The following is a 20,308-nucleotide window of genomic DNA, read 5'->3' as shown; positions in this document are numbered from 1 at the left end:
GTTCGATATCCCCGCAACACTCGCGAGCATAGCGATCAACAATCTTCCGGCAGTTCTTGTCGGTGGGCTGTTCGGCACCGCATTTGCCGGATATTTGGGCGTAGCAACGCGCCTGGTTACCGGTCCAGTGACACTGATCGCTTCACCGCTCAGCAATGTTTTTGTCGCCGAAGCAAACCAGAACAATAATCGTGGACACCTGCTTGGCGTGGCACGCGGGCTTCTCCTGCTGGCCGCCGGCTTTACCGCGGTGCCGATATTGCTGCTTGGACTCGCCGCGCCCTATGTGGTCGTTCCGCTCCTGGGCGAGCCTTGGATGCCCACCGCGGAAATCATGACCGCACTGGCGCTGATGGGCGCGGCACAAGCGTTGTCTACTCCGCTTAGCGACGTTCCCGCTCTGTTACGGCGGCAAGGAACAAGACTGGTCATCGACCTCGTACGAGCGGTTCTCGTGTTTGGCCCGCTGCTCGCCGGCGCCCAGGCGGGCTGGCAGCCAGTCACCGTCATCTATTTCATGGCCGCCGGCGGCGCGTCGGGTTTCGCTCTGAAAATGGCGGCATCGCTGTATCTGCTGACCCACGACCCTCAACCAGCAGGCGCTGCAACGTGCATCCAACATGAATGTCTCGAGGAAAAAACACCATGAATTCGTCGTCGGTTGACAACCTTCAAGCGGCAGTTGCGGTCACCCAGCATGACCGTGCCGATGTCTCATGGTCACGCCCTTTTATCTCGGTCGGGATACCAACCTTTCGCCGACCGGATACGATCCGCAGGGCGATCGACAGCGTCTTGGGCCAGGATTACTCCGATTGGGAGTTGGTCGTGAGCGACGACGAGGGACCGGAGGGCGAGACCTGGGCTATCGTGACCGACTATGCGCGGAGCGAACCTCGCATCCGCATCATCGAGAACAGCCGAGGTCGCGGTCAGGTGGAGAACACCAACAACGCAATGCTGGCTTGCTCCGGACGATGGATTAAGTTGCTGCATGACGATGACTGGCTTGCGCCAGGTGCACTCAGGACATTCGCCGAAGTTGCCAAACAGCACCCGTCGGTCGCCTTCATGACGTCTGCCGCAAACATAATCGAGGACAAGCGAGTGAGATTTCGCCAAGTCCCCAAGGAGCAGGAACCGATCTCCCTTTATTCCAGCCAGCAGTGCCTGATGGACCTCTATCTGGTGCGTGCGACACGCTGCCTGGGGATCATTCCATCCACATTGTTGATCAACAGCGACGTCATTCGTGCCGGCTGCTTGATGCGCACGCACAAAGAGATTCCGGCCGGAGTGGATCAACTGTTCTTCGTCGATCTAGCCAGCCATGGGGACATGGTGGCGATAAGCGATCCGCTTACCTTTTATGATGCAACGAGCCATCCAAGCATTACCACGTCAAAGAGTTTCCGCGAGGTCGACGAAGTGACCCTCGCCGTCAAGCAGCTTAACTGGAATCTCATCAAGGACCGCAACCATCTCCCGCCTCCCGAGACATTGCTGCGGGCCTTGCGGGTTGCTCGTATTCCCATGCGGTTCCACCAGCAGTCCTGGTTGACCACGTTCCTGGATGGGATTCAGATCTTCCGACCTTCCGTCATGAAGGTGGCGGGCTGGCACGTGCTTAACCACGTGTTTGCAATCCGCCCAAGATTGGGCCGGGTGCGCACGCGACGGCGGTAAGGTGAGGCTGGCCGACAAGCACATCAGCGACAGATTGCGCGCACAAGCCTCTTGCGCGCGCGCATGGTACGGGCGTTTACCTCACGGCAAGACGCATATGCGCCCAAGAAGAGCCACCAGTTCCGCCTGGCGCCGTGTATCGGTCTTGGCGAACAGCGACGCCAGCTGCGACCTGATTGTGGTGCGGCTCAAACGTCGGTTGCGCGCGATTTCCAGAGGGGCATCGCCCTGCGCCAAGCGCAGTGCAAGCTGCGTTTCGGCACTCGTCAGGCCAAACATTCTTTGCAGCGTCTGGGGATTTGGCCCGGACCTGTTTTCACGATCCAGCAGCGCCACGATGCTTGTCGCGTCAGGCGTTGCTATGCCCTTCTCGTTCAATATCAGAGGCCTGTCGCCCATGCCGCGGATCACCACCCATGAAAGCGTGCCAGGAAGAAAATTGGCCGGCACGTTTGCGATCAGCCGTCTCAGAGCAACAGACACCTTGCCGGCCGTATCAGCTACCTCGCCCTCGCGCTCCAAGGTGTTTTGAGCGGCTGAATTCCACTCCATGACCTTCCTGTCGCTGTTCAGGATCAGATAGCCACAACCGATGCGATCGAGCATTCTTACAACAGATGCAAGGCTGCTCTGCCGTGGCTCGACAGCCACGCCGTCGAACCTTTGTGGTGCTTGTTGCCAGGCGGAGGCATGGCCACCTTGCGTTCTCAAGGCGGAGACGGACTTTCCCCCGAAACTTCCATATTGACGACCAAGAACTCCATCATCTTGCCTACCAACCAGTGCCATTTTTCTTACCTCCCGCAAAACGGCAACGCCTCCCAGTTAAAGGAAGGTGCCTTACACATGTCAGTCAGGTCGCTTGGAGAGTTGCGGTCCGATCCGCCCCCGACATCGGACAAAATGCGCGCTACAATCCCGGGGAACAATCCTGCGGTCGGACTAGTCTGTACGCTTTTCGGTCTAATCTCGACGGACTAGTCAGAAGGTTATAGTCTGGCACATGCGTTTGCATTCGCTCAGTTTGCATCCGAACAGCTCAGGCAAGTTGCTGACCCACCTTGCCTCGATGTCGCTCCTGATCGCGACACTTGCGGTCGAGACGGCGCTGCCCGCCTCCGTGACATACGACATCGGCTTTTTTGAATTTGTTCCCACCATTATTGCCATCTCATATCTCGAAGATCGCCTGATTGCCCTTGCGGCAACGTTTGCGATGGCGGCTGTCGGCTTGTTGGCGCGGGACGTCGTGCACAATCCAACCGACGTCGACGTTTGGATTCGGGCCATTCTGCTGCTGGTTGCAGGGGGGATGATCGCCCTGACTTTCCACCGGCAGAGGCAGGACTATCGCACCCTTTTGCAGGTTGCGGAGGCTAGACTCGCGGCCTTGGAAGCAACTGAAAACAGTTATCGCTGGGCATTCGAACGTGCCGCCATTGGCTTTGCCAACATGAGCGAGAACGGAGAGTTGCAACGGTCCAACAAGCGTCTTTGTGAGATGACAGGGCATGTCGAGGAGGAGCTGTCAAGTCTGCCGCTCAAGGCACTCGTCCACCCCGACGACAACCACATCTTGGCGGAAGCGTTGGCTCGCCTGAAAGACACGACTTCGTTCGGCTCGGAGATCCGTCTCCTGAGAAGAGACGGCACGGTTTTGTGGACAAGATTGGCCCTGTCTTTGGCCGTGCCAGCCGATGCTCTCCCTCACAGCATTTTTGTGGTGGTGGACGATATATCGGGAGAGCGAACCGCCCGCGAGGCGCTCCGGGCTCAGAAGGAATGGTTGGACCTGGCGCTATCGTCCAGCCGGTTGGGGACATGGCGCATAGATTTCGAGAGCGGGTCCGTGAATGGCTCGGCCGCGTTCTGGGAAATGATGGGACTGGCACCCGCGCCGTGCCGTCCATTGCAGGAATTGGCCGCGGTCGTTCACCCGGCCGATTTGCCGAATCTGACCACACCGGGAGAACTAGCATCAGGCGCCAACTACGACGCGGAGATCCGCATCAGGCGAGCTGGAGGGCATATCCGCTGGATTGCTCTACGGGGACGGGACGAATTGCGGGACGGTCGTGCACAGCGAATAGGAGTCGCCGCGGATCTCACCGATAGGCGCATAACCATCTTGCTGCGGGCTGCGGCGAAGAAGCGAGAGCGGGCCATGCTTGAACAGCGCCATAGGCTCAACAATCTGTTTCCGGTGATCACGGCGCTTGTGAATATGGTTGGTGCTCCCGACGATGATATCGCCCGCTACAAGCAGACACTGATCGAGAAGATCGGCGCACTCCAGGCGACGCATCTGCTTCTTTCACGCGATGGCAGCCTGTCGGCTTCCCTGCGTGACCTCATTGCTCAGGAATTGCAGCCCTATATGGGGACGCACAACATTTCGATCAGTGGACCCGAGGTTAAAATGGCAGAGGGTTCGGCTGAGAGCTTCGCAATGATCGTTCACGAGCTTACGACCAATTCTGTGAAGCATGGGGCTCTCGGCACTCCGGCAGGCCGGATCGAGGTCCTGTGGCGATTCGCAGCCCAGGAACCCGACGCCGACATAGTGTTTGAATGGTCGGAATCGGGAGAGCGCCGGGTCTCCGCCTCGGCTCGGCGTGGTTTCGGGTCGTTGATTATTGGAGCCGACGGTGAGCCTATCGTGGGCCACTCTTCCAAGCTTGAGATGCTGGATCACGGACTGAAATATTCGGTCCGGCTGCCGCCAAAAGCAATCGGCGCTAGTTGATGTCTCTGGCGGCCCATGTCTTCAGCAGGACCGCGGCTTCTGTCCGATTTCGTGCCCCAAGTTCGCGCAGGACGGCGGCAGCATGTATCTTCGTCGTCGCTTCTGCAATTTCAAGAGAGCGGGCAATCTCTTTGTTCGAGTAACCTTCCGCCATCAACCTGAGGACTTGCTTCTGTCTGGACGTAAGCCTGCCCAGATTGTTGACGCTGGTGGTCCTGTGGGGCATTTGCGTGGGAGCCTCGGATGGAAGGCGTACCGACTCCTTGGACCTGTGTGAAAGAAGTGCCGGAACGTAAATACGGCCGGCCAGGATTTCGTTCACTGCCAGGACCACCTCCTCGTCCGTTTGGGACTTTACGATATAGCCATGAAGTCCAATCGAAAGGGCAGTCAGAATCTCGGCGCGTGAATCGGTCCCCGAGACAATTGCAAACCGTGTGTCGGGATGAGCCGGTAAGACGTCGCGAAGATCATCCTGACCGGACAGTCCCGGCATGTTCAGGTCGAGGATGGCGAGATCAACGGGCGCCTGATCTTCAAGCAGGCTTATGACGGTATCAAAACACGCCGCTTCGAATATTTCCAAGTCTGGAATGCCGGCCATCAATGCCAGTCGCAGCCCACGACGATACAAGCCGTGATCGTCGGCGATGATAATACGATACATGAACCACCCACCTTTTGGCAGCCCCGCATATGTCCCTAGCTGCCGAAACCTCCGTCTGGATGGACTGTACGGTGACCCAACACAGATCAGCCGCCCGCTGATCCCCCGTATGTCGACGCCCGCCGCCACCCATCCGCACATTTCAACATTCTAATATAGCTTACAATCGCACACATTTCAGGGCCAGATATTGAAGTGTTTTTTTCGTACGAACGGTAGCGATGCCCTTCCGAGGGGGTCGTTGCCGGCGTCGGACATATCCACAGTAGTGCCAATCGAGCGGATACAGCTCCCCAGCTCTGATTGATCGCCCTGCCGCGCCCATGCCCTGCCAGCTGGGATACTGAAGTCAAAAGGCCGGGAAAGTGCCATTCAAATGCACGACGACGCCCTCTCGTGCGCCACTTACCATCGCTGCACTCCGGAGAGGCGAAGCCAACACTGGCGTACCCTCCGGCCGGGTGGGCTGGACCCACAACACCGCGACAGTCGTATCAATAGGAGGACGAGATGAAAGCGGTCATTCAGTGCGGTGGAATGGGAACACGCCTTCGGCCTTTCACATCCATCTTGCCCAAGCCTCTCATGCCGATCGGTGCTCGACCGGTTCTTGAATTGCTTTTGAAGTGGCTGCGACGGAACGGCATTCAGGAAGTCTACGTCACGACCGGCTATCTGGGGCACTTGATCCGCACCGTATGCGGAGACGGGTCACAGTGGAATCTAAGGATACGCTATACCCAGGAGATGGAACCTCTCGGCACCATTGGCCCGCTCTCCCTGATCAGGGAGCAACTGGACGAGCCGTTCATTGTTCTCAATGGGGACGTACTTACCGATCTCAGTCTTAGCCGGTTTGTGGCGTCACACCGCACTCACACGGATCCAGTCACCATCGCCACAGCTTCCCGCGTCATCAAGATGGACTTCGGCGTCATCGATGAGATCGATAATACTGTCAAAGTATTTCGTGAAAAACCCACGCTATCTCATCTGGTAAGTATGGGAATATATTGCATGAATCCAGACGTTTTTCGCTTTATACCTGACGGCATCGCCTTTGGATTCGACGACCTCATGCTGCAAATGATGCAAAACGGCACGAATGTGCACGTCTACAAACATGACGGGCTTTGGCTGGATATCGGACGCGTTGAGGATTTTCAAAACGCACAAACCATTGCCTGGGAAGAGCAGTCCGCATCGATCGAGGTCTCGGCAGCGGCCGCTTGAGGGCTGAACGCTCGACCGCGCCAACATGAGGAGGTCGTAATGCTCTTGGTCAGCGCTCCTATTCTTGGCTTTCCGGAAAAGGCGGCCTTGGCCAAAGTTGTCGACAGTGGGTGGCTGACGATGGGGGACCAGGTGCGAGCCTTTGAAGAGGCCTTCGCGGCCGTGCATGATGCGGTCGATTGCGTTGCCGTCAGCTCTTGCACCGCCGCCCTGCATCTCATTCTCCATGCACTTGGGATCGGCCCTGGAGACGAAGTGCTGGTTCCCTCGCTGACCTTCGTGGCGACCGCGAATGCAGTGCTCTACGTAGGAGCAACACCGGTATTCGTCGACATAGAGTCGGCCGAAGTGCCACTGATGTCCCTAAGCGACGCGGAAGCCAAGTGCACCGGACGCACCAAGGCTGTCATTCTCGTCCACTTTGCCGGCTACCTCGCCGACCGGGAAGAGTGGCAGAGATTTGCCCGTGTGCGAGGACTGCATATCGTCGAGGATGCCGCGCATGCTCCCGGCCTTAAGGAGGTGGGGACTTACGGTGCGGCCGCCGCCTTCAGCTTCTACGGCAACAAGAACATGACCACCGCGGAAGGTGGAGCCGTAATCGCCCGGGATGCACAGCTCCGCGAAGCGATCCGCCAGGCTCGCGGACATGGGATGACCAGCGGCACACATCAGCGGCTGAACAGCCGCACGCCGCAATATGATGTGACGATGCTCGGTTTCAATTATCGCATGGATGAATTGCGCGCCGCTATTGGCTTGGTCCAGCTTCAGAACCTGCAGGAATGGAATGAAATCCGGCGCATATTGGTCGTCCTCTATCGACGTCTGATCGCAGACTATTGCTCGGCCGTGACAGTCCCGTTCTGCAAACCGCGGACCTCGGCCTATCACATCATGCCTGTCCTCCTGCCACCTGACGTCGACCGGCAAACGGTGATCGACCACCTGCGAACGAAGGGGATACAGACCACAATCCACTATACGCCCGTGCACCAGATGACGCTCTATCGCCAAATGTTCACTGAAATCCATCTGCCGAAGACCGAGGATTTCGCGCAGCGGGAGTTGACGATTCCACTACACCCGCAAATTACGGCAAGTGCGATCGAGTCGGTGGTTGTTGCATTGGCCACCGCGATTGAAAGCAGCGGGCGTGCGGGAGCAGCGGCATGAACGCACTCGACGTGACGATGCATCGGCCCGCCGTAGCTGGCACCAGCCACGGAATTGCCAGACGCGCGATGGACATCATCCTCGCCGCAGCCGCGGGAATGGCACTCGCTCCGCTGATGCTATTGATTGCTGTTGCACTCTTGGTCGAGGGTGGTTGGCCCGTGCTTTTCGCACAGACGCGCCTGGGTGCCGGCGCAAAACCGTTTCGCATGTACAAGTTCCGCAAATTCAAGACGACAGCCGATCCTTTCGGCCTTGCCCTGACCATGAACGATGACAGCCGCATGACGCGGATAGGCCGTTTTCTCGCGGCAACGAAACTTGATGAATTGCCGCAACTGTGGAACGTTTTTACGGGAGACATGGCAATTGTCGGCCCGCGGCCGGAAAGCCTTGCCTTCGCCGATTGTTTCCGCGGCGGCAATGAAGCCGTCCTACAGTGGAAGCCCGGCCTGCTCGGCCCGACCCAGGTTCTCTTCCGTCACGAAGCCTGTTTTTACCCGCCCTCCCTTGATCCGCTCCTGTTTTACCGAGAGGTCCTGTTCCCGGCCAAGGCAACGATCGACCTCGCCTACTATCCGCGGCGCACGATTGCATCGGACCTCGTCTGGATAATGCGAGGCTTCAGGGCGGTTTTCGGCGTGTCGCTACCTCCCGCGGCAAGTGGGTAGAGCAAGTGGGTAGAGTTGGAAATTGAGGAGAGTTTGGCATGAATGGATTGTTGTTCGTTCGCCAGTTTGACGGCTCACACGATCAAAGGAGTGCGCGGTCGTGAGTTATCACGGCAGGAAGGTCCTGGTCACGGGTGCGGATGGATTTATCGGATCCCACCTCACGGAAGCGCTGGTGCTCGAAGGCGCCGATGTCACGGCATTGGCCCTCTACAACTCGTTCGACAGCCATGGCTGGCTGGATGATTTGCCCGACCACGTTCGAAGTCAGGTGCAATGCATTCGTGGGGACGTTCGTGACAGCGCGTTCATCAACCGGATCGTGCGCGGCCAGGCGGTGGTGTTTCATCTGGCTGCGCTGATTGCGATTCCCTATTCCTACGCGGCTGCCCAATCCTATGTGGAAACCAATGTTCTGGGCACCGTGAATGTCCTCGAAGCGGCACGCCACTGGGAAACCGAACGTATTGTGCATACGTCCACAAGCGAGGTTTATGGCACCGCTCTGACCATGCCGATCCACGAATCCCACCCGTTGCAGGGACAGTCCCCCTACTCTGCATCCAAGATCGGGGCGGACATGATGGCGGCGTCCTATGCCAGGTCCTTCGATGTGCCGGTGGTCATCCTGCGACCGTTCAATACATACGGGCCGCGCCAGAGCGAGCGGGCCATCGTGCCGACCATCATAAGGCAGGCTCTGGACGAGAAATGTCCGGCGATCATGGTCGGCGACACCAGCCCTATCCGCGACCTTACCTTTGTGGAAGACACTGCGGCGGCATTTGTGGCGGCAGGGGCGGCCGAGCTTGAATTTGGCCATGCTTACAATGCCGGCAGCCAGCGCGCCGTCAGTGTCTCGGACGTTTTGGAGTTGGTGCTCGAGTTGAGTGGCACCAGGAAACCAGTTCGTCGAGATGAAAGCCGGATGCGGCCGCAAAACTCCGAGGTTCGCGCGTTGCTCGCCGATTCCTCAAACCTTGAAAGTAAAGTCGGATGGCGGGCACATACGAGCCTGCGTGATGGTCTGGAAAGGACCATCGAATGGTGGCGCTCGCGGCTCACCGAAGGCCGCGTCCGACGCGAAATGAGCTACATGACATGACCTTTCCGCGGCTCATACCGGCTGTGCTGTTGATGGCCGCTCTGCTGGCGCTGCACACAGCCGGAAACCGGCCGAGCGGTGCGGCAGGCACGGAGCCGGCAATGGATCTGCCCGCTTATCTGAAACCTGCAACTGATCCGGCGACAGGGATCCGCTTTACTCGGATCACCCAGCCCGGAGCGCTTGGCAGCGGAATTGTCTGCGGCAAAATATATTGCAGTCATCGTTACTCGAGCGCGCAAGCCTGGAATGCAGATCAGAGCCTCCTCGTCCTCATGAACGGCTGCAACGGCATGTGTTTTCTCGACGGGAAAACCTACCTCCCTTTGTTTCATCGCAACAAGTCGGGTGAGTGCGAGTGGCGCCCCCGAAACGCGGAGATGATGATCTGTGTCGATGGTCAGAAGATTTCGATCTGGGCGCCCCGCACCAATCGTGAGGACATAGTGTATGCCGCAACGAAATATCGGGATCTCGAATTTGGCCCGTCCAAGGGAAATCCTAGTCGTGACGGCAACCGCATTGCCGTACGCGCGACCCGCAATGATGGAGCTGCTGTCGTCTTCGCATACGACATCGACCGGCGTCTGAAATACCCGGACATCGATCTCGCCCAGGTTGCCGGAACGACCAGTTCCTGCACCATTTCTCCGCTTGGAGAGAACATCCTGTGTTTCCAAAATCTGGTCGACGGCACCGAGCAGCGAGCCATTTTCGCAGTCGACGGCACCCTGCGCCAGACGTGGAAGGATCATCATCGGCCCGGCCATGGCGATTTGACTCTCGATGCGGATGGCAGCGAAATTTACGTCGGAACCAGCAAATCCGCTCCGGACAAATATCAGGTGATCAAGCGTCGGCTGTCCGATGGAAAGGTCACGTCGCTCACGAAGTACGGTGAGGCCGAGCATACGTCGCTGCGTGCTTTGGACAGGCCCGAATGGGCATTTATAAGTTACGGGGGCAATCCCGATGAGGTTCGGAGCCACCCGGACTGGGCGCCATACACGCGCGAAGTTATCGCGCTGCGTGTCGACGGTCGTCAGGAGGTCCGACGCATCGTGCAGACGCGAAACGCTCCGTTCGACTATTGGAGCGAGACGCACGCCTCCCCGTCCCCTGATGGGTCGCAAGTGATCTGGTCGAGCAATTGGGGGGTGCCTGGTGGGCCGGTCTACGAATTCGTCGCCCATCTCGATTGGCCGCAGCAGCCGGGCCTGAATTAAAGGGAGATTGCCATCAATGGCCTTCGTTAGCCGAATTTTCTTTGCAGCCCTTGCCGGCTGCCTGGCCCTGGATATCGCAGCCGCGGCTGAAGCGCCGGTGGCCTATAAGCTGTCGCCCGGCGATACGGTGGAGATAGGAATAGCCTCAATAGCGGAGCGAACGCAACGCGCGATCGTCCAGATGGATGGCTCGATCGCGCTGCCTGAGTTCGGGATGATCCCGGTTGGCGGGCTGACGCCGGCCGAATTGCAGACGCGCATGGAGGCGGTGCTGCCAACCAAGATCGTCCATCAGCGCCTGCCTGATGGACGGGAACAAATGATCGTCATCAAGCCGAGCGACGTCACGGCCGTGATCGCGGAGTACCGTCCGATCTATGTGACTGGCGATGTGCTGACGCCAGGGCAGCAGACTTACCGGCCACTCATGACTGTCCGCCAGGCAATCGCGGTCGCCGGCGGTTTCAGTCTCCTGCGGTCTCGGGCAAGCCAAAGCGGACCTGATCCCGTTGATCTGCGACGCGACTACGAGTCGATCTGGGGGGACTACATCAGGGACTACTTTCATGGCGCCCGCATCCGCGCCGAACTTCAGAACCAGGCAGAATTTGAGATGCAGCCGCCGCAAGGCTCGCCCCTGTCGAATGCATTGATATCGGCGGTCGCGCAGGCGGAAGCGGAGGGCCTCAAGATTTCGCTGAACAATTTTCAACAGGAGCAAAGCTATCTCGACAAGACCGCCAAGGATGCCGAGGCTCAGGTCGAGGTTCTGCTCAAGCGCGAGCAAACGGAAGCGGCCGCGGTGAAACAGGATGAGGACGATCTTGCGCGGGTCACCAAATCGTTCGAATCGGGCAACCTGACCAACAGCAGGCTCGCCGACGTCAGGCGTGCCGTGCTGATGTCGTCGAGCCGGGCGCTGGAGACCTCGGTCGAACTGATGAGAACGCGGCGCCAGCAGGAAGACTCCGTCAGGCAGCAGGAACGCAATGAAAATCAAAGAAGGATTGGCCTTCTGAACGAGTTGAGGGACACCGACCTTCGCCTGGCCGAGACCACTGCAAGGCTCCACGCAGCCAGCCAGAAGCTTCAGCCATCGGGGGCGTCCGCGCTTCCACTGCCGGTCGCCGGCGAAACCTTTCAGGCGCGGATCACAATAACCGGCGGGGCCGGCGACGCGTCGAGAGGTCGACCGGTCGACCAGGACACTGAGGTTGCGCCTGGAGACACCATCGAGGTGAGGTTCAGCAGCGAACTGCAGAGCGCGGCGATCCAGTAGTTGCGCGGACGTGAACCGAGCCGGGAACGACGTGGCTGATAGCTCGCCTCACGGCATCAAGACCGGGCGCCTGAGAATCAACATGGGAAAATCAAGAAAGCGGGTTTGCCGTGATTGGTGAAATAGATGTCGCCAGCGCCTACAGCACCGGCCGCACCGACTTCATGGGACTGAAGTTGGTTGTCGCGCCCGGCGTGCTTGTCCCTCGCCCGGAGACAGAACTGCTCGGCAGCACCGCCCTCAATGTGCTTCGTGAACTTAATCGGCCGGTACCGCGTGTCGTGGACATGTGCTGCGGGGCGGGCAATCTCGCCTGCGCCATTGGATACAAGATCCCCACCGCGCGCGTCTGGGCGAGCGATCTTACTGACAGCTGTGTCGAAACCACCTGCCGGAACGTCGCCCATCTTGGCCTGGCCGGGCGCATTTCGGTGCTGCAGGGCGACCTGTTCAATTCCTTCTCGGGTCTGGAACTCGAAGGCACGATCGATCTGGTCGTCTGCAACCCGCCTTATATCTCGGAGAAGCGGCTCGAAAATGACCGCGCGCATCTGATGGAACTTGAACCACGTGAGGCCTTCGCTGCCGGACCTTACGGCCTGAGCATTCATATGCGGGTGATCAAGGAGGCGCGGCGCTATCTGCGGCAAGGTGGTATGCTGCTTTTCGAGGTCGGGCTTGGCCAGGACCGGCAGGTCATGAGTTTGGTTGAGCGTTCCAAAGCCTACGAGAGCATTCGCACGGTTGCGAACAAAGCCGGTGAAGCCAGGGTGGTTTGTGCACGGGCCAAAGCGCCAGCGTGAGCCGCGCCATGGGTTTGCGCGCCCGGTTGGGACGACACCCTTAACCGTAGTCCGGCGATCAGTTTTCCTTGCTGACCACGTAACGTGCAATTCCCTGGATGGAATCGAAATTCTCAGGCAGAAGTTCACTGTCCTCGACAGTGATGCCGAATGTCTCCTCGACGAAGCCGATAACTTCAAGCACTCCAGTCGAGTCTATGATGCCCTGGTCGAGCAACGACGTTTCAACTTCCAGCGCACGCGGGTCGGCTACGTAGAAATTTGACGCCAGAAAGGCGCGGATTTGATCGCTGTAGGTGTCAATTCTGTTGTTCATGCTCAGCATTGAATTGGCCTCCGATCCAGATAATTTCCGTGAATCGCTTTATGACAGAGCTATTTTCTTGAGCTTGCCCGTGTCCGTCATCGGTAGACTGGACACAATTTGGATGGACTTCGGAATCATGAAGTTTTCCAGCCGCTTCTGACATTCCATCCGCAGCTGCTTTTCACCCATGATCGTTCCTTCCTCGATGACGACAAACGCTTTCACTGCTTGCCCCAGCAGGTCGTCGGGAACTCCGACAACCGCGGCTTCCCGTACTCCCGGGATTTCCATCAGCACGTTTTCGACTTCCCTAGGCGCCACCTTTTCTCCCCGCGATTTTATGATCTCATCGCTGCGGCCGACAAAATAGAGGTACCCTTCCTCGTCCATTCGGCAGTAGTCGCCGGTGTACAGAACCTGCTCGCCGGGCAAAGGGCCGGGCTTGAGCTTCCTCGCGGTAGCCTCCGGCTTCCCCCAGTAACCCTTCATGATCGTCGCCCCGCGAATGACCAGCTGGCCGACGACATTGGGACCGACCTTTCGGTCATCCTCATCGACAATCCACATTTCGGTGTTCGGGATGGCGATCCCCACGCTCAAGGGTTTTCGGGCAAGATCGTCCGGCGGAAGATAGGTGCAGCGTTTGCATTCGGTCAGGCCGTACATCGAATAGATGCGGGCGTCGGCAAACAGCTCCTGGAGCAGGCGAATGTGCTTGAGCGGCAGGGCCGCGGCCGTATTCGTGACATACCTTATGCTTGCAAAATCATGTGCGTTCAGCGTCTTGAGATCCGACAGCGCGGCAAAGATGGTTGGCACGCCGGGAAAGCCTGTAACTCTCTCCCTTTCGATGATCGCAAGTATCTGTGAGGGGAAGGCAAACGAGCGCTCGAGGACCAACCGCGCCCCGGTACGGAATGCCATTATCATCTGATAGAGGCCGTAATCGAAGGCCAGGGGCAAGACATTGAGGATCACATCGTCTTCGCCAAGTTCAAGGTACGAGGCAATCGACGTGCATGCTGTCATCATGTTCCTGTGCGTCAGCATCACGCCTTTGGGTTCGCCGGTCGAGCCCGACGTGTAGATGATGGCTGCGAGATCGATATCGATGCGGCGGCGGGCCGGCGCTTTGCCGTGGCCGGCAGCCGCCTCATCCCAACGCACGGCATGCGGCAATCTTCGAAGCTCGGCGTCGTCCACCGGACCGGAGACGATGAGCCGCCGCAGCGACGGACAGTTACGCGCCGGCTCAGTAAAGATCGGCTGCAAATGTTTGTCGGTGATCAATGCTGCCGGAAGGCAATCGTTGAGCAAATACCCCAGCTTGTCGCTCTTGGTGAGCGGATTGACGATGCATACAACGGCGCTCGCCTTGAGAACCGCCCAGAAGCTGACCACGGTCTCGACGGTGTTGTCGGCGAAGATCATGACGCGGTCACCGGGGGTGACCCCGGACGTGACGAGATGATTGGCGACCGCGTTGGAACGTGTCTCAAGCTCGTCATAGGTGAGCCGGTGCTCGCCGCACACCAGCGCCATCTTGTCGCCGAGCCGGCCGGCCGAATGGCTGAGGTAATCGTCCAGCAGAGGTACGGCGCCATGCATCATACCAGCACCTCTTCCCTGTGCAGGCGATCGACATCTATCCTGAGGTCGACCGCACGCCCGCTCGATGGACGGCTTGCGACAAACTGCTGATGGAGGAGCTGCGTCGACAGCACGCCGACCAACGCCATGTTGTCCGAGTTGGACAGATCCCCATCGCCGGTCTTGGCAGCGCATTTGTCCAGCAGGCGCGCGACCGAGTTCGGATCAAAGACATTCGCCGCGCGCAGGGCAGTCTCGGAGAGTGCTTCGCGGACATAGGCTGGTGCGCTATCGCCCATGAAGCAAAGTGCGTTGGGCGCCCGGTAGGGTTGCTTCTTGCGGGCCACGACTTCCGCAGGCACGATTGATTTCGCCACACGCTTCAGCACGTGTTTCTCATCCAGAATACGCAGCTTGTAGTCGGCCGGAAGCGAATTCGCCAAGGCCACGAGCCTGTCGTCCAGGAACGGGAAGCGCCCTTCGACGGAGTGAGCCATCAGCATCCTGTCTCCTTGCGAGGAAAGCAGGTAGCCCGACATCAGCGTCCTGATCTCAAGGTACTGGTCCTGCGCGAGAGGACCCCATCGTTGGAACTCTTCGGGCAGGCGGCCGAGCAGGTCCGCCACCACGTTGTGGCGCGCCGCTTCGGCGTGCATGTCGGCCGAGAACAGCCGTTTGATGGCGCTGGTGGTGCGCCAGCGGGTGTCATGCGCGAAGCCGGGCGCGCCAAATGCATGGATACCGTGCCCAAAGAACTGGCGCGCCATCGCCTGCTGCTTGACCGGCGAGCGGCTCAGATAAGGGTAGAGGCGTTCCAGCAGTCGCGCGCGGCGGGCGGATGCGGGCTGCCGCCCCCAGAAGCGGCGGACCTTGCCTTCACGGAACAGGTCGTAGCCAGCGAACATCTCGTCGGCCCCCTCGCCGGTCAGCACGACCTTGATGCCATGTTCGCGCACCAGCCTCGAGAGAAGGAACAACGGCGCCGGCGCGGTTCTGAGAATCGGACGCTCGGCGTGACGGATCACATCTGGGAAGATGTCGGCGATGTCACCGCGCGAAACCATCACCTCGTGGTGCTCGCCGCCGCTCGCATCGGCAACCAGCCGCTGGTAACGGGTTTCATCATATTCGGCGTCAGCAAAGCGCAACGAAAAGGTCTGAAATGGCGCGCCGGCGAAGCGCCTCCCGAGCATGGCGACAAGCGAGCTGTCGAGCCCGCCGGAAAGGTAGCAGCCGACCGGCACATCCGCCTTCACCATTCTAAGCGCCGTCGCGGCCTGCAAGGCGCTGCGCACTTCGTCCACCGCATCGTCCAGTGAGCCCGTGAAGGTGCCATGGGCCGGGTCCGCGATCTCGGGATAGCAAGGTTTCCAGAAAGCGTGCTCACGAACGCTGCCATTGTCGTAGATGCGTACATGGCCGGGGGTAAGTTCCTTTACTCCCTGAAATACGCCTTGCGGCGGTACGACCGTCCAGAGCGTGAAAGTCTGGTCGACCCCCGCCGGATCGAAAGCCCGCGGTATCGCGGTGTCGGCTGCGAAAATGGCCTTCACTTCGCTGGCGAAGTGAAGGCGTCCAGCGTGTTCGCACAAATGCAGCGGGCAGATGCCGAACCGATCGCGCGATAGGACGAGGCGGCCTGTCAGCGAGTCCCAGATGGCGAGTGCCCACTGCCCGTTCAGCCGCTCGAACGCGGCCACGCCCCAGGCGCGATAGGCGTGCACGACGACCTCCGTATCGCTGCGGGTGCGGAAACGATGTCCCAGGGCCATGAGTTGTTCACGCAGCTCGACGTAGTTGAAGATCTCGCCGTTGAACACGATCCAGGTGGTATCGCCTGTGTCGGCGAGGGGCTGCTGGCCGCTCGAGAGATCGATGACCGACAGGCGGGTATGCGCCAGCCCGGCTCGCCTGTCGCGGTAAAGGCCGCTCTCGTCCGGGCCTCGATGGGAAAGCGCGGCTGCCATTCGTAGAAGCGCGGCTCGTGAAGGAGGCTCCGCAGCCGCGTTCAGCGCCACAATTCCGGCGATGCCGCACATGGGGTCAATCCCTATCCATCGCAGCGGACAGCTGCGGCCGTGCGTGAAGGTAGCGTGCAGCGCGGCGTTTGCTGACGATATCCTTATAGACCTTCTCGACCTGCCCGGCCGTGAGGCCGGCGGCGGCGGCAACCACGCCGGCCGAAATTCCGTGATTCATGCCGTAGAGGCACAAATCCATCAGCTGATAGGGCAAGGCGAAGTAGAACTCCTCCTGGGTTTGCGCCATGGAAAACGTGTCCGTGGTCGGCAGCCTTGTTTGGACCTCCTTGTCAATACCGAGATATTCCGCCAGCTGGTAAACCTGGGTCTTGTAGAGATGGACGATAGGCATCACATCGGCGACCCCGTCGCCCTGCTTGACGAAGAAGCCCTGGTCATATTCGAGCCGGTTCGGCGTGCCTGCCACTGCATAGTTGAGGCGGTCCGCATGATAGTATTCAGTCATCTTGCGAACCCGCTGCTTGTAGTTGGTTGCAGCGACGATCTGCAGGTAAGCCGCCGGCGACAGACGCACGGTGTCGATCTTTCCGTCCGGATCCTCGACCGTAAGGCGCGTGATATTGAGGCCGCTGCTCTCCAGCACCGATGCCATGACCAGCTTGCATTTCCAGCCTTCGCCATATCCAGGAACGGCAGTTCGGATGGCCTCCATCTGTCGGGCGTAGGCGCCGATGCCCTCGAGCGCCGGCCGGATATCTTCAAGGATTGTGTCGATGCCAAGCTGCCCTGCGACGCTGCGGCCAAGCCTCAAAGAGTCGCCGGACGAATCGCGCTCCGGCATGAACAGGCCCAGTACCTTGTCCCTGCCGAACGCCCGAGCGCACACCGTTGCGACGACAGAACTGTCGATGCCTCCAGAGAGCCCGACGACCACTCCGCGACGCCGTTGTGTGCCGAGAACCTGTTCGCGCAGGGTCTCGACGATGCGATCGATCTCCAGCCGGGCATCGAGCGCCAGTACGTCGCTGCTGAATTCCCCGATCAGGTCGATGACACTGCCTCCTGTTGGCGTGACTCGACCGAAGAGTAGGTCTCGGTCACAGCGTTTTCGATGAGCGGGCGATTGACGGTCAGATGGGGCTCCACGACCATGTCGATGTGAGTGCCGGCGATCGGAATGACGTCCAGATGGACGAATGCCCGATCCCACCCAAGTGCAAGCGGCATTCCGGGCCGCGCGCAACGGAACAAGGTGCCGGTGATCGGCAGTATCGGCCTGGGTTCTGTGAGCCACTGGAAGAAGGCGCGCGCGCGCAGAACTTCCTGCAGTTCCAGTTTGGTTCTGAAGCTCGTCGGGTTGAACTGACCCTCGGCATAGCGGTCGAGGAAGCTGGCAAGCCGGGATTCGCAGTGCATTTTGACCGCGACCTTGGCAAGCGCGCGGCATGCCACTCGACTAGCCGATATACGATTGGTTCGGATCCGGTGAAATGTCCGGGTAATCGTCTCCCAACGCTTGCTGCGCTCGCCAACCAGGCTGGTATCCAGAATGCCCGTGAACGCTACAGCTCGCCCTTGATCAAGCAGACGCGCGGCAACCTCAAAAGCGACAGCTCCTCCGAGCGAGTGACCAAGCAGGCGAACACAGCCGGTCGGCTGCACGCGGTTGATATGATCGATTGCAGCTTCGACCATTGCGGCGACAGTGTTCTGACCTTGCAGGATCATGCCCAGGGCCGGATATCTTATGGGAGACACCCTGGCGACCTTGCTTATTGCTGATGCGAACGAAGCAAGGCTCGGACCATAGCCGACCGACCCGGGGAAAAGGAAAAGCAGCGGAGGCTCGTGTTTCCAAGCGGGCGCGTGCTCGCCGCCTCCTTGAGCGGAAATGACCGCTGCAACCATCTCATCGAAGCTCATTCCAACCGTGAAGGCTTCCAATCCGAGTTCCTGCCCGATCGCGCTTTCGATTTCCATGACGCAATGCAGCAGCTTCAGCGAATCTCCCCCCGCTTCATCCCAGCAGCCCAGGGCGACCCGCGTCTTGAGGACCTTGGTCCAGGCACGCCGTACGATCTGATGAGCAGGAACTTCATTTCCCGCATGGGGGATTTGCGGTGGGGGCGTTGTTTCCCGAACCGAAAGGTCGATTGCAGCCAGCATTGCCATATCGATCTTTCCGCTGGCCAGCCGCGGTATCTCGGCGCTTGCATGGAGCCGCATCGGGCAAAGCGCCGGCGGCAATTTTGTCCTGGCAAGTTGGCGCAGCTCGTCGCAAAAACCGGCTCCCGCCCCGCCGTGCGGTACGGCGAACGCTACCAGTTCATTGGCCGGGGTGACGATAACCACGGCATCCTTCACCGACGGCGCGCAACGCAGAACCCGTTCGAGTTCGGCCGGCTCAACGCGCCGCCCATTGACCTTTATCTGGCGCCCTTTGCGACCGATGATCCGCAGCAGGCCGTCACTCCCAATTTGCACGAGATCGCCCGTCGCAAAGATGCGAAGCGTCTGGTCGTCGGGATCTACTTCAAACGGAACAACTGCCCCGTTTTCCCAATATCCGAGCGCGACATACGGACTTCTGATCAACAGTTCTCCGATCTTGCCTGGCTGAACCGGGTAACCCTCTTCATCGACCACTGCGAAGCTGATTCCCGGAAGCAGCCAACCGACGGGAGCTGAAGAATCGAATTCCTGCCAATCGTGCGGCAAGAACCACTGCGATCCAGTCGTTTCCGTCGATGAATAGCCGATCTGCACCAGGCAATTTGGCGGGACAGCCTTGCGCACGAGGCGGATGTCGGTCGAAGACACCTTCTCGCCTCCAATTCGGGCAACCCTGAGTGAACCAAAGGCGTCCGCGGGCTCATCCGCCAGGAGAGCGCGAAGCAATGCCGGCACCAGATAGGTGATCGTCACGCCTTCCGATTGCATGCGGCCGCGAACCCCGCGCAGGCCAACGGCTTCGACCTCCACAAGCTGCAACGTGGCACCCGTGAGAAGAGCAGCAAGGATTTCCCGACAACCGGCGATGGTTGCCGGGCCGGTCAGGGGCAGGAAAACATCCTGTGCATTGATGTGGCACGCGTCGACATATTGCTGCACCCGGCACAGCAAGTTCCGCTGGCTGTTGACAATCCCCTTGGGGCGGCCCGTGCTGCCGGAGGTATAAAGCACGATTGCCGGTGCATCGACAGAAACGATACGGTGTGCGGCTGGACGAGGCGTTGCCTGCAACGATTGCGCCATCTCCATCCGGGCAACGTTCTGGGGCAGATCAAGGCCGTAGATGCCTTTGTCGCCAATTATGGCGGAGAGCCTCGCGTCGGCGACGATTTCGTTGATGCGCGAGTCCGGATCTCGCACGTTAAGCGGCACTGACGGTCGACCGGATGCCATGCTGGCCAGCATCGCAACGGTGTACCAGACCGAGTTGGCCTGAAGTATTCCAATCGCATTTCCGTCGGGAACGACGGCTTCAATCCAGCCGGCCAATGCCTCGACCGCCCGAAAAAGCTCGGAATAGGTCAGTTGATTGGTGCCGTCGCTGGCGGCTAATTTTTCGGAATAACGCCCGGCGATTTCCCTGAGGTGATCAAAGACAGGAATGTCGGCGAAGCCAGTTCCCATCCGTTGGTGCAGACGTAGAACAGGCCCGCCATGGTCAAGAGCATGATCGGGAGCTTTTGACCATCGACAAGAGACCACCGCCTGGTAGTCAGCCTGCACCGTTTGAATCGCCCTCGAAGATTCTAAATGCGCCAGAGACATAAGGGCCCCACGCTAGGATTGTTGCCGCTTATCGCCCCGCGGCATGATCTTTTCATCAAT

At 59.4% G+C, this 20,308-nt stretch carries 17 protein-coding genes; 10 read left to right on the top strand and 7 right to left on the bottom strand.

The window, feature by feature from the left end:
- Positions 1 to 649: oligosaccharide flippase family protein (locus EN943_RS04525; RefSeq protein ID WP_164778070.1), on the top strand; the 649-nt coding region annotated here is incomplete at its 5' end.
- A complete protein-coding gene (locus tag EN943_RS04520; RefSeq protein WP_127411683.1) occupies positions 646 to 1,686 on the top strand; it encodes a glycosyltransferase family 2 protein in 1,041 nt (346 codons plus the stop codon). The genes EN943_RS04525 and EN943_RS04520, both read left to right, overlap by 4 nt.
- Positions 1,687 to 1,767: 81 nt before the next feature.
- On the opposite strand, the gene EN943_RS04515 is transcribed toward EN943_RS04520, so the two are convergent.
- Positions 1,768 to 2,475: a helix-turn-helix transcriptional regulator gene (locus EN943_RS04515; RefSeq protein ID WP_127411682.1), complete on the bottom strand. Its 708-nt coding sequence runs from the start codon at positions 2,473 to 2,475 to the stop codon at positions 1,768 to 1,770.
- Positions 2,476 to 2,689: 214 nt separating this feature from the next.
- Here EN943_RS04515 and EN943_RS04510 point away from each other — a divergent pair, with 214 nt between their 5' ends.
- Positions 2,690 to 4,432: a PAS domain-containing protein gene (locus EN943_RS04510; protein ID WP_127411681.1), complete on the top strand. Its 1,743-nt coding sequence runs from the start codon at positions 2,690 to 2,692 to the stop codon at positions 4,430 to 4,432.
- Here EN943_RS04510 and EN943_RS04505 read toward each other — a convergent pair.
- Positions 4,425 to 5,099, bottom strand: a complete 675-nt coding sequence (locus tag EN943_RS04505) for a response regulator transcription factor (RefSeq protein ID WP_127411680.1) — start codon at positions 5,097 to 5,099, stop codon at positions 4,425 to 4,427. The genes EN943_RS04510 and EN943_RS04505 overlap by 8 nt on opposite strands.
- Before the next feature lie 510 nt (positions 5,100 to 5,609).
- Here EN943_RS04505 and EN943_RS04500 point away from each other — a divergent pair.
- The 7 genes from EN943_RS04500 (at position 5,610) to EN943_RS04470 (ending at position 12,592) form a co-directional block, all read left to right on the top strand.
- Positions 5,610 to 6,332: a sugar phosphate nucleotidyltransferase gene (locus tag EN943_RS04500; protein WP_127411679.1), complete on the top strand. Its 723-nt coding sequence runs from the start codon at positions 5,610 to 5,612 to the stop codon at positions 6,330 to 6,332.
- Positions 6,333 to 6,371: 39 nt separating this feature from the next.
- Positions 6,372 to 7,508: a DegT/DnrJ/EryC1/StrS aminotransferase family protein gene (locus tag EN943_RS04495; protein WP_127411678.1), complete on the top strand. Its 1,137-nt coding sequence runs from the start codon at positions 6,372 to 6,374 to the stop codon at positions 7,506 to 7,508.
- Positions 7,505 to 8,179, top strand: coding sequence for a sugar transferase (locus EN943_RS04490; RefSeq protein ID WP_127411677.1), 675 nt, complete (start codon positions 7,505 to 7,507; stop codon positions 8,177 to 8,179). The genes EN943_RS04495 and EN943_RS04490 overlap by 4 nt, the downstream gene beginning before the upstream one ends.
- A gap of 100 nt (positions 8,180 to 8,279) precedes the next feature.
- The gene (locus EN943_RS04485; RefSeq protein WP_127411676.1) at positions 8,280 to 9,284 is read left to right on the top strand and encodes an SDR family NAD(P)-dependent oxidoreductase; all 1,005 of its coding nucleotides are present in this window, start codon (positions 8,280 to 8,282) and stop codon (positions 9,282 to 9,284) included.
- Positions 9,281 to 10,510, top strand: coding sequence for a hypothetical protein (locus tag EN943_RS04480; protein WP_127411675.1), 1,230 nt, complete (start codon positions 9,281 to 9,283; stop codon positions 10,508 to 10,510). Before EN943_RS04485 ends, EN943_RS04480 begins: the two co-directional genes overlap by 4 nt.
- A 16-nt stretch (positions 10,511 to 10,526) precedes the next feature.
- Positions 10,527 to 11,789: a polysaccharide biosynthesis/export family protein gene (locus EN943_RS04475; protein WP_127411674.1), complete on the top strand. Its 1,263-nt coding sequence runs from the start codon at positions 10,527 to 10,529 to the stop codon at positions 11,787 to 11,789.
- A 110-nt stretch (positions 11,790 to 11,899) separates the two neighbouring features.
- The gene (locus EN943_RS04470) at positions 11,900 to 12,592 is read left to right on the top strand and encodes a class I SAM-dependent methyltransferase (protein ID WP_127411673.1); all 693 of its coding nucleotides are present in this window, start codon (positions 11,900 to 11,902) and stop codon (positions 12,590 to 12,592) included.
- A gap of 58 nt (positions 12,593 to 12,650) precedes the next feature.
- Here the strand turns inward: EN943_RS04470 and EN943_RS04465 are convergent, their stop codons facing one another.
- Genes EN943_RS04465 through EN943_RS04445 form a run of 5 tightly spaced genes read right to left on the bottom strand, consistent with a single transcriptional unit; the run spans position 12,651 to position 20,206 of the window.
- Entirely contained in the window at positions 12,651 to 12,917 is a 267-nt protein-coding gene (locus EN943_RS04465) for an acyl carrier protein (RefSeq protein ID WP_127411672.1), read from the bottom strand.
- Between the two features lie 39 nt (positions 12,918 to 12,956).
- Positions 12,957 to 14,510, bottom strand: coding sequence for an AMP-binding protein (locus tag EN943_RS04460; protein WP_164778069.1), 1,554 nt, complete (start codon positions 14,508 to 14,510; stop codon positions 12,957 to 12,959).
- The gene (asnB, locus tag EN943_RS04455) at positions 14,507 to 16,528 is read right to left on the bottom strand and encodes an asparagine synthase (glutamine-hydrolyzing) (protein WP_127411671.1); all 2,022 of its coding nucleotides are present in this window, start codon (positions 16,526 to 16,528) and stop codon (positions 14,507 to 14,509) included. The genes EN943_RS04460 and asnB overlap by 4 nt, the downstream gene beginning before the upstream one ends.
- A 4-nt stretch (positions 16,529 to 16,532) precedes the next feature.
- Positions 16,533 to 17,516 (bottom strand): NAD(+) synthase, encoded by a 984-nt coding sequence (gene nadE, locus EN943_RS04450; protein WP_164778072.1) that lies wholly within the window; start codon positions 17,514 to 17,516, stop codon positions 16,533 to 16,535.
- Positions 17,513 to 20,206, bottom strand: a complete 2,694-nt coding sequence (locus EN943_RS04445) for an AMP-binding protein (protein ID WP_348630098.1) — start codon at positions 20,204 to 20,206, stop codon at positions 17,513 to 17,515. Before EN943_RS04445 ends, nadE begins: the two co-directional genes overlap by 4 nt.
- Positions 20,207 to 20,308: the final 102 nt, after the last annotated feature.

The sequence above is a fragment of the Mesorhizobium sp. M7A.F.Ca.US.006.01.1.1 genome, assembly GCF_003997935.1.
Lineage (GTDB): Bacteria > Pseudomonadota > Alphaproteobacteria > Rhizobiales > Rhizobiaceae > Mesorhizobium.
Note: the sequence above shows the minus strand (reverse complement) of the source record. Positions and strands in the feature narration are given on the sequence as shown.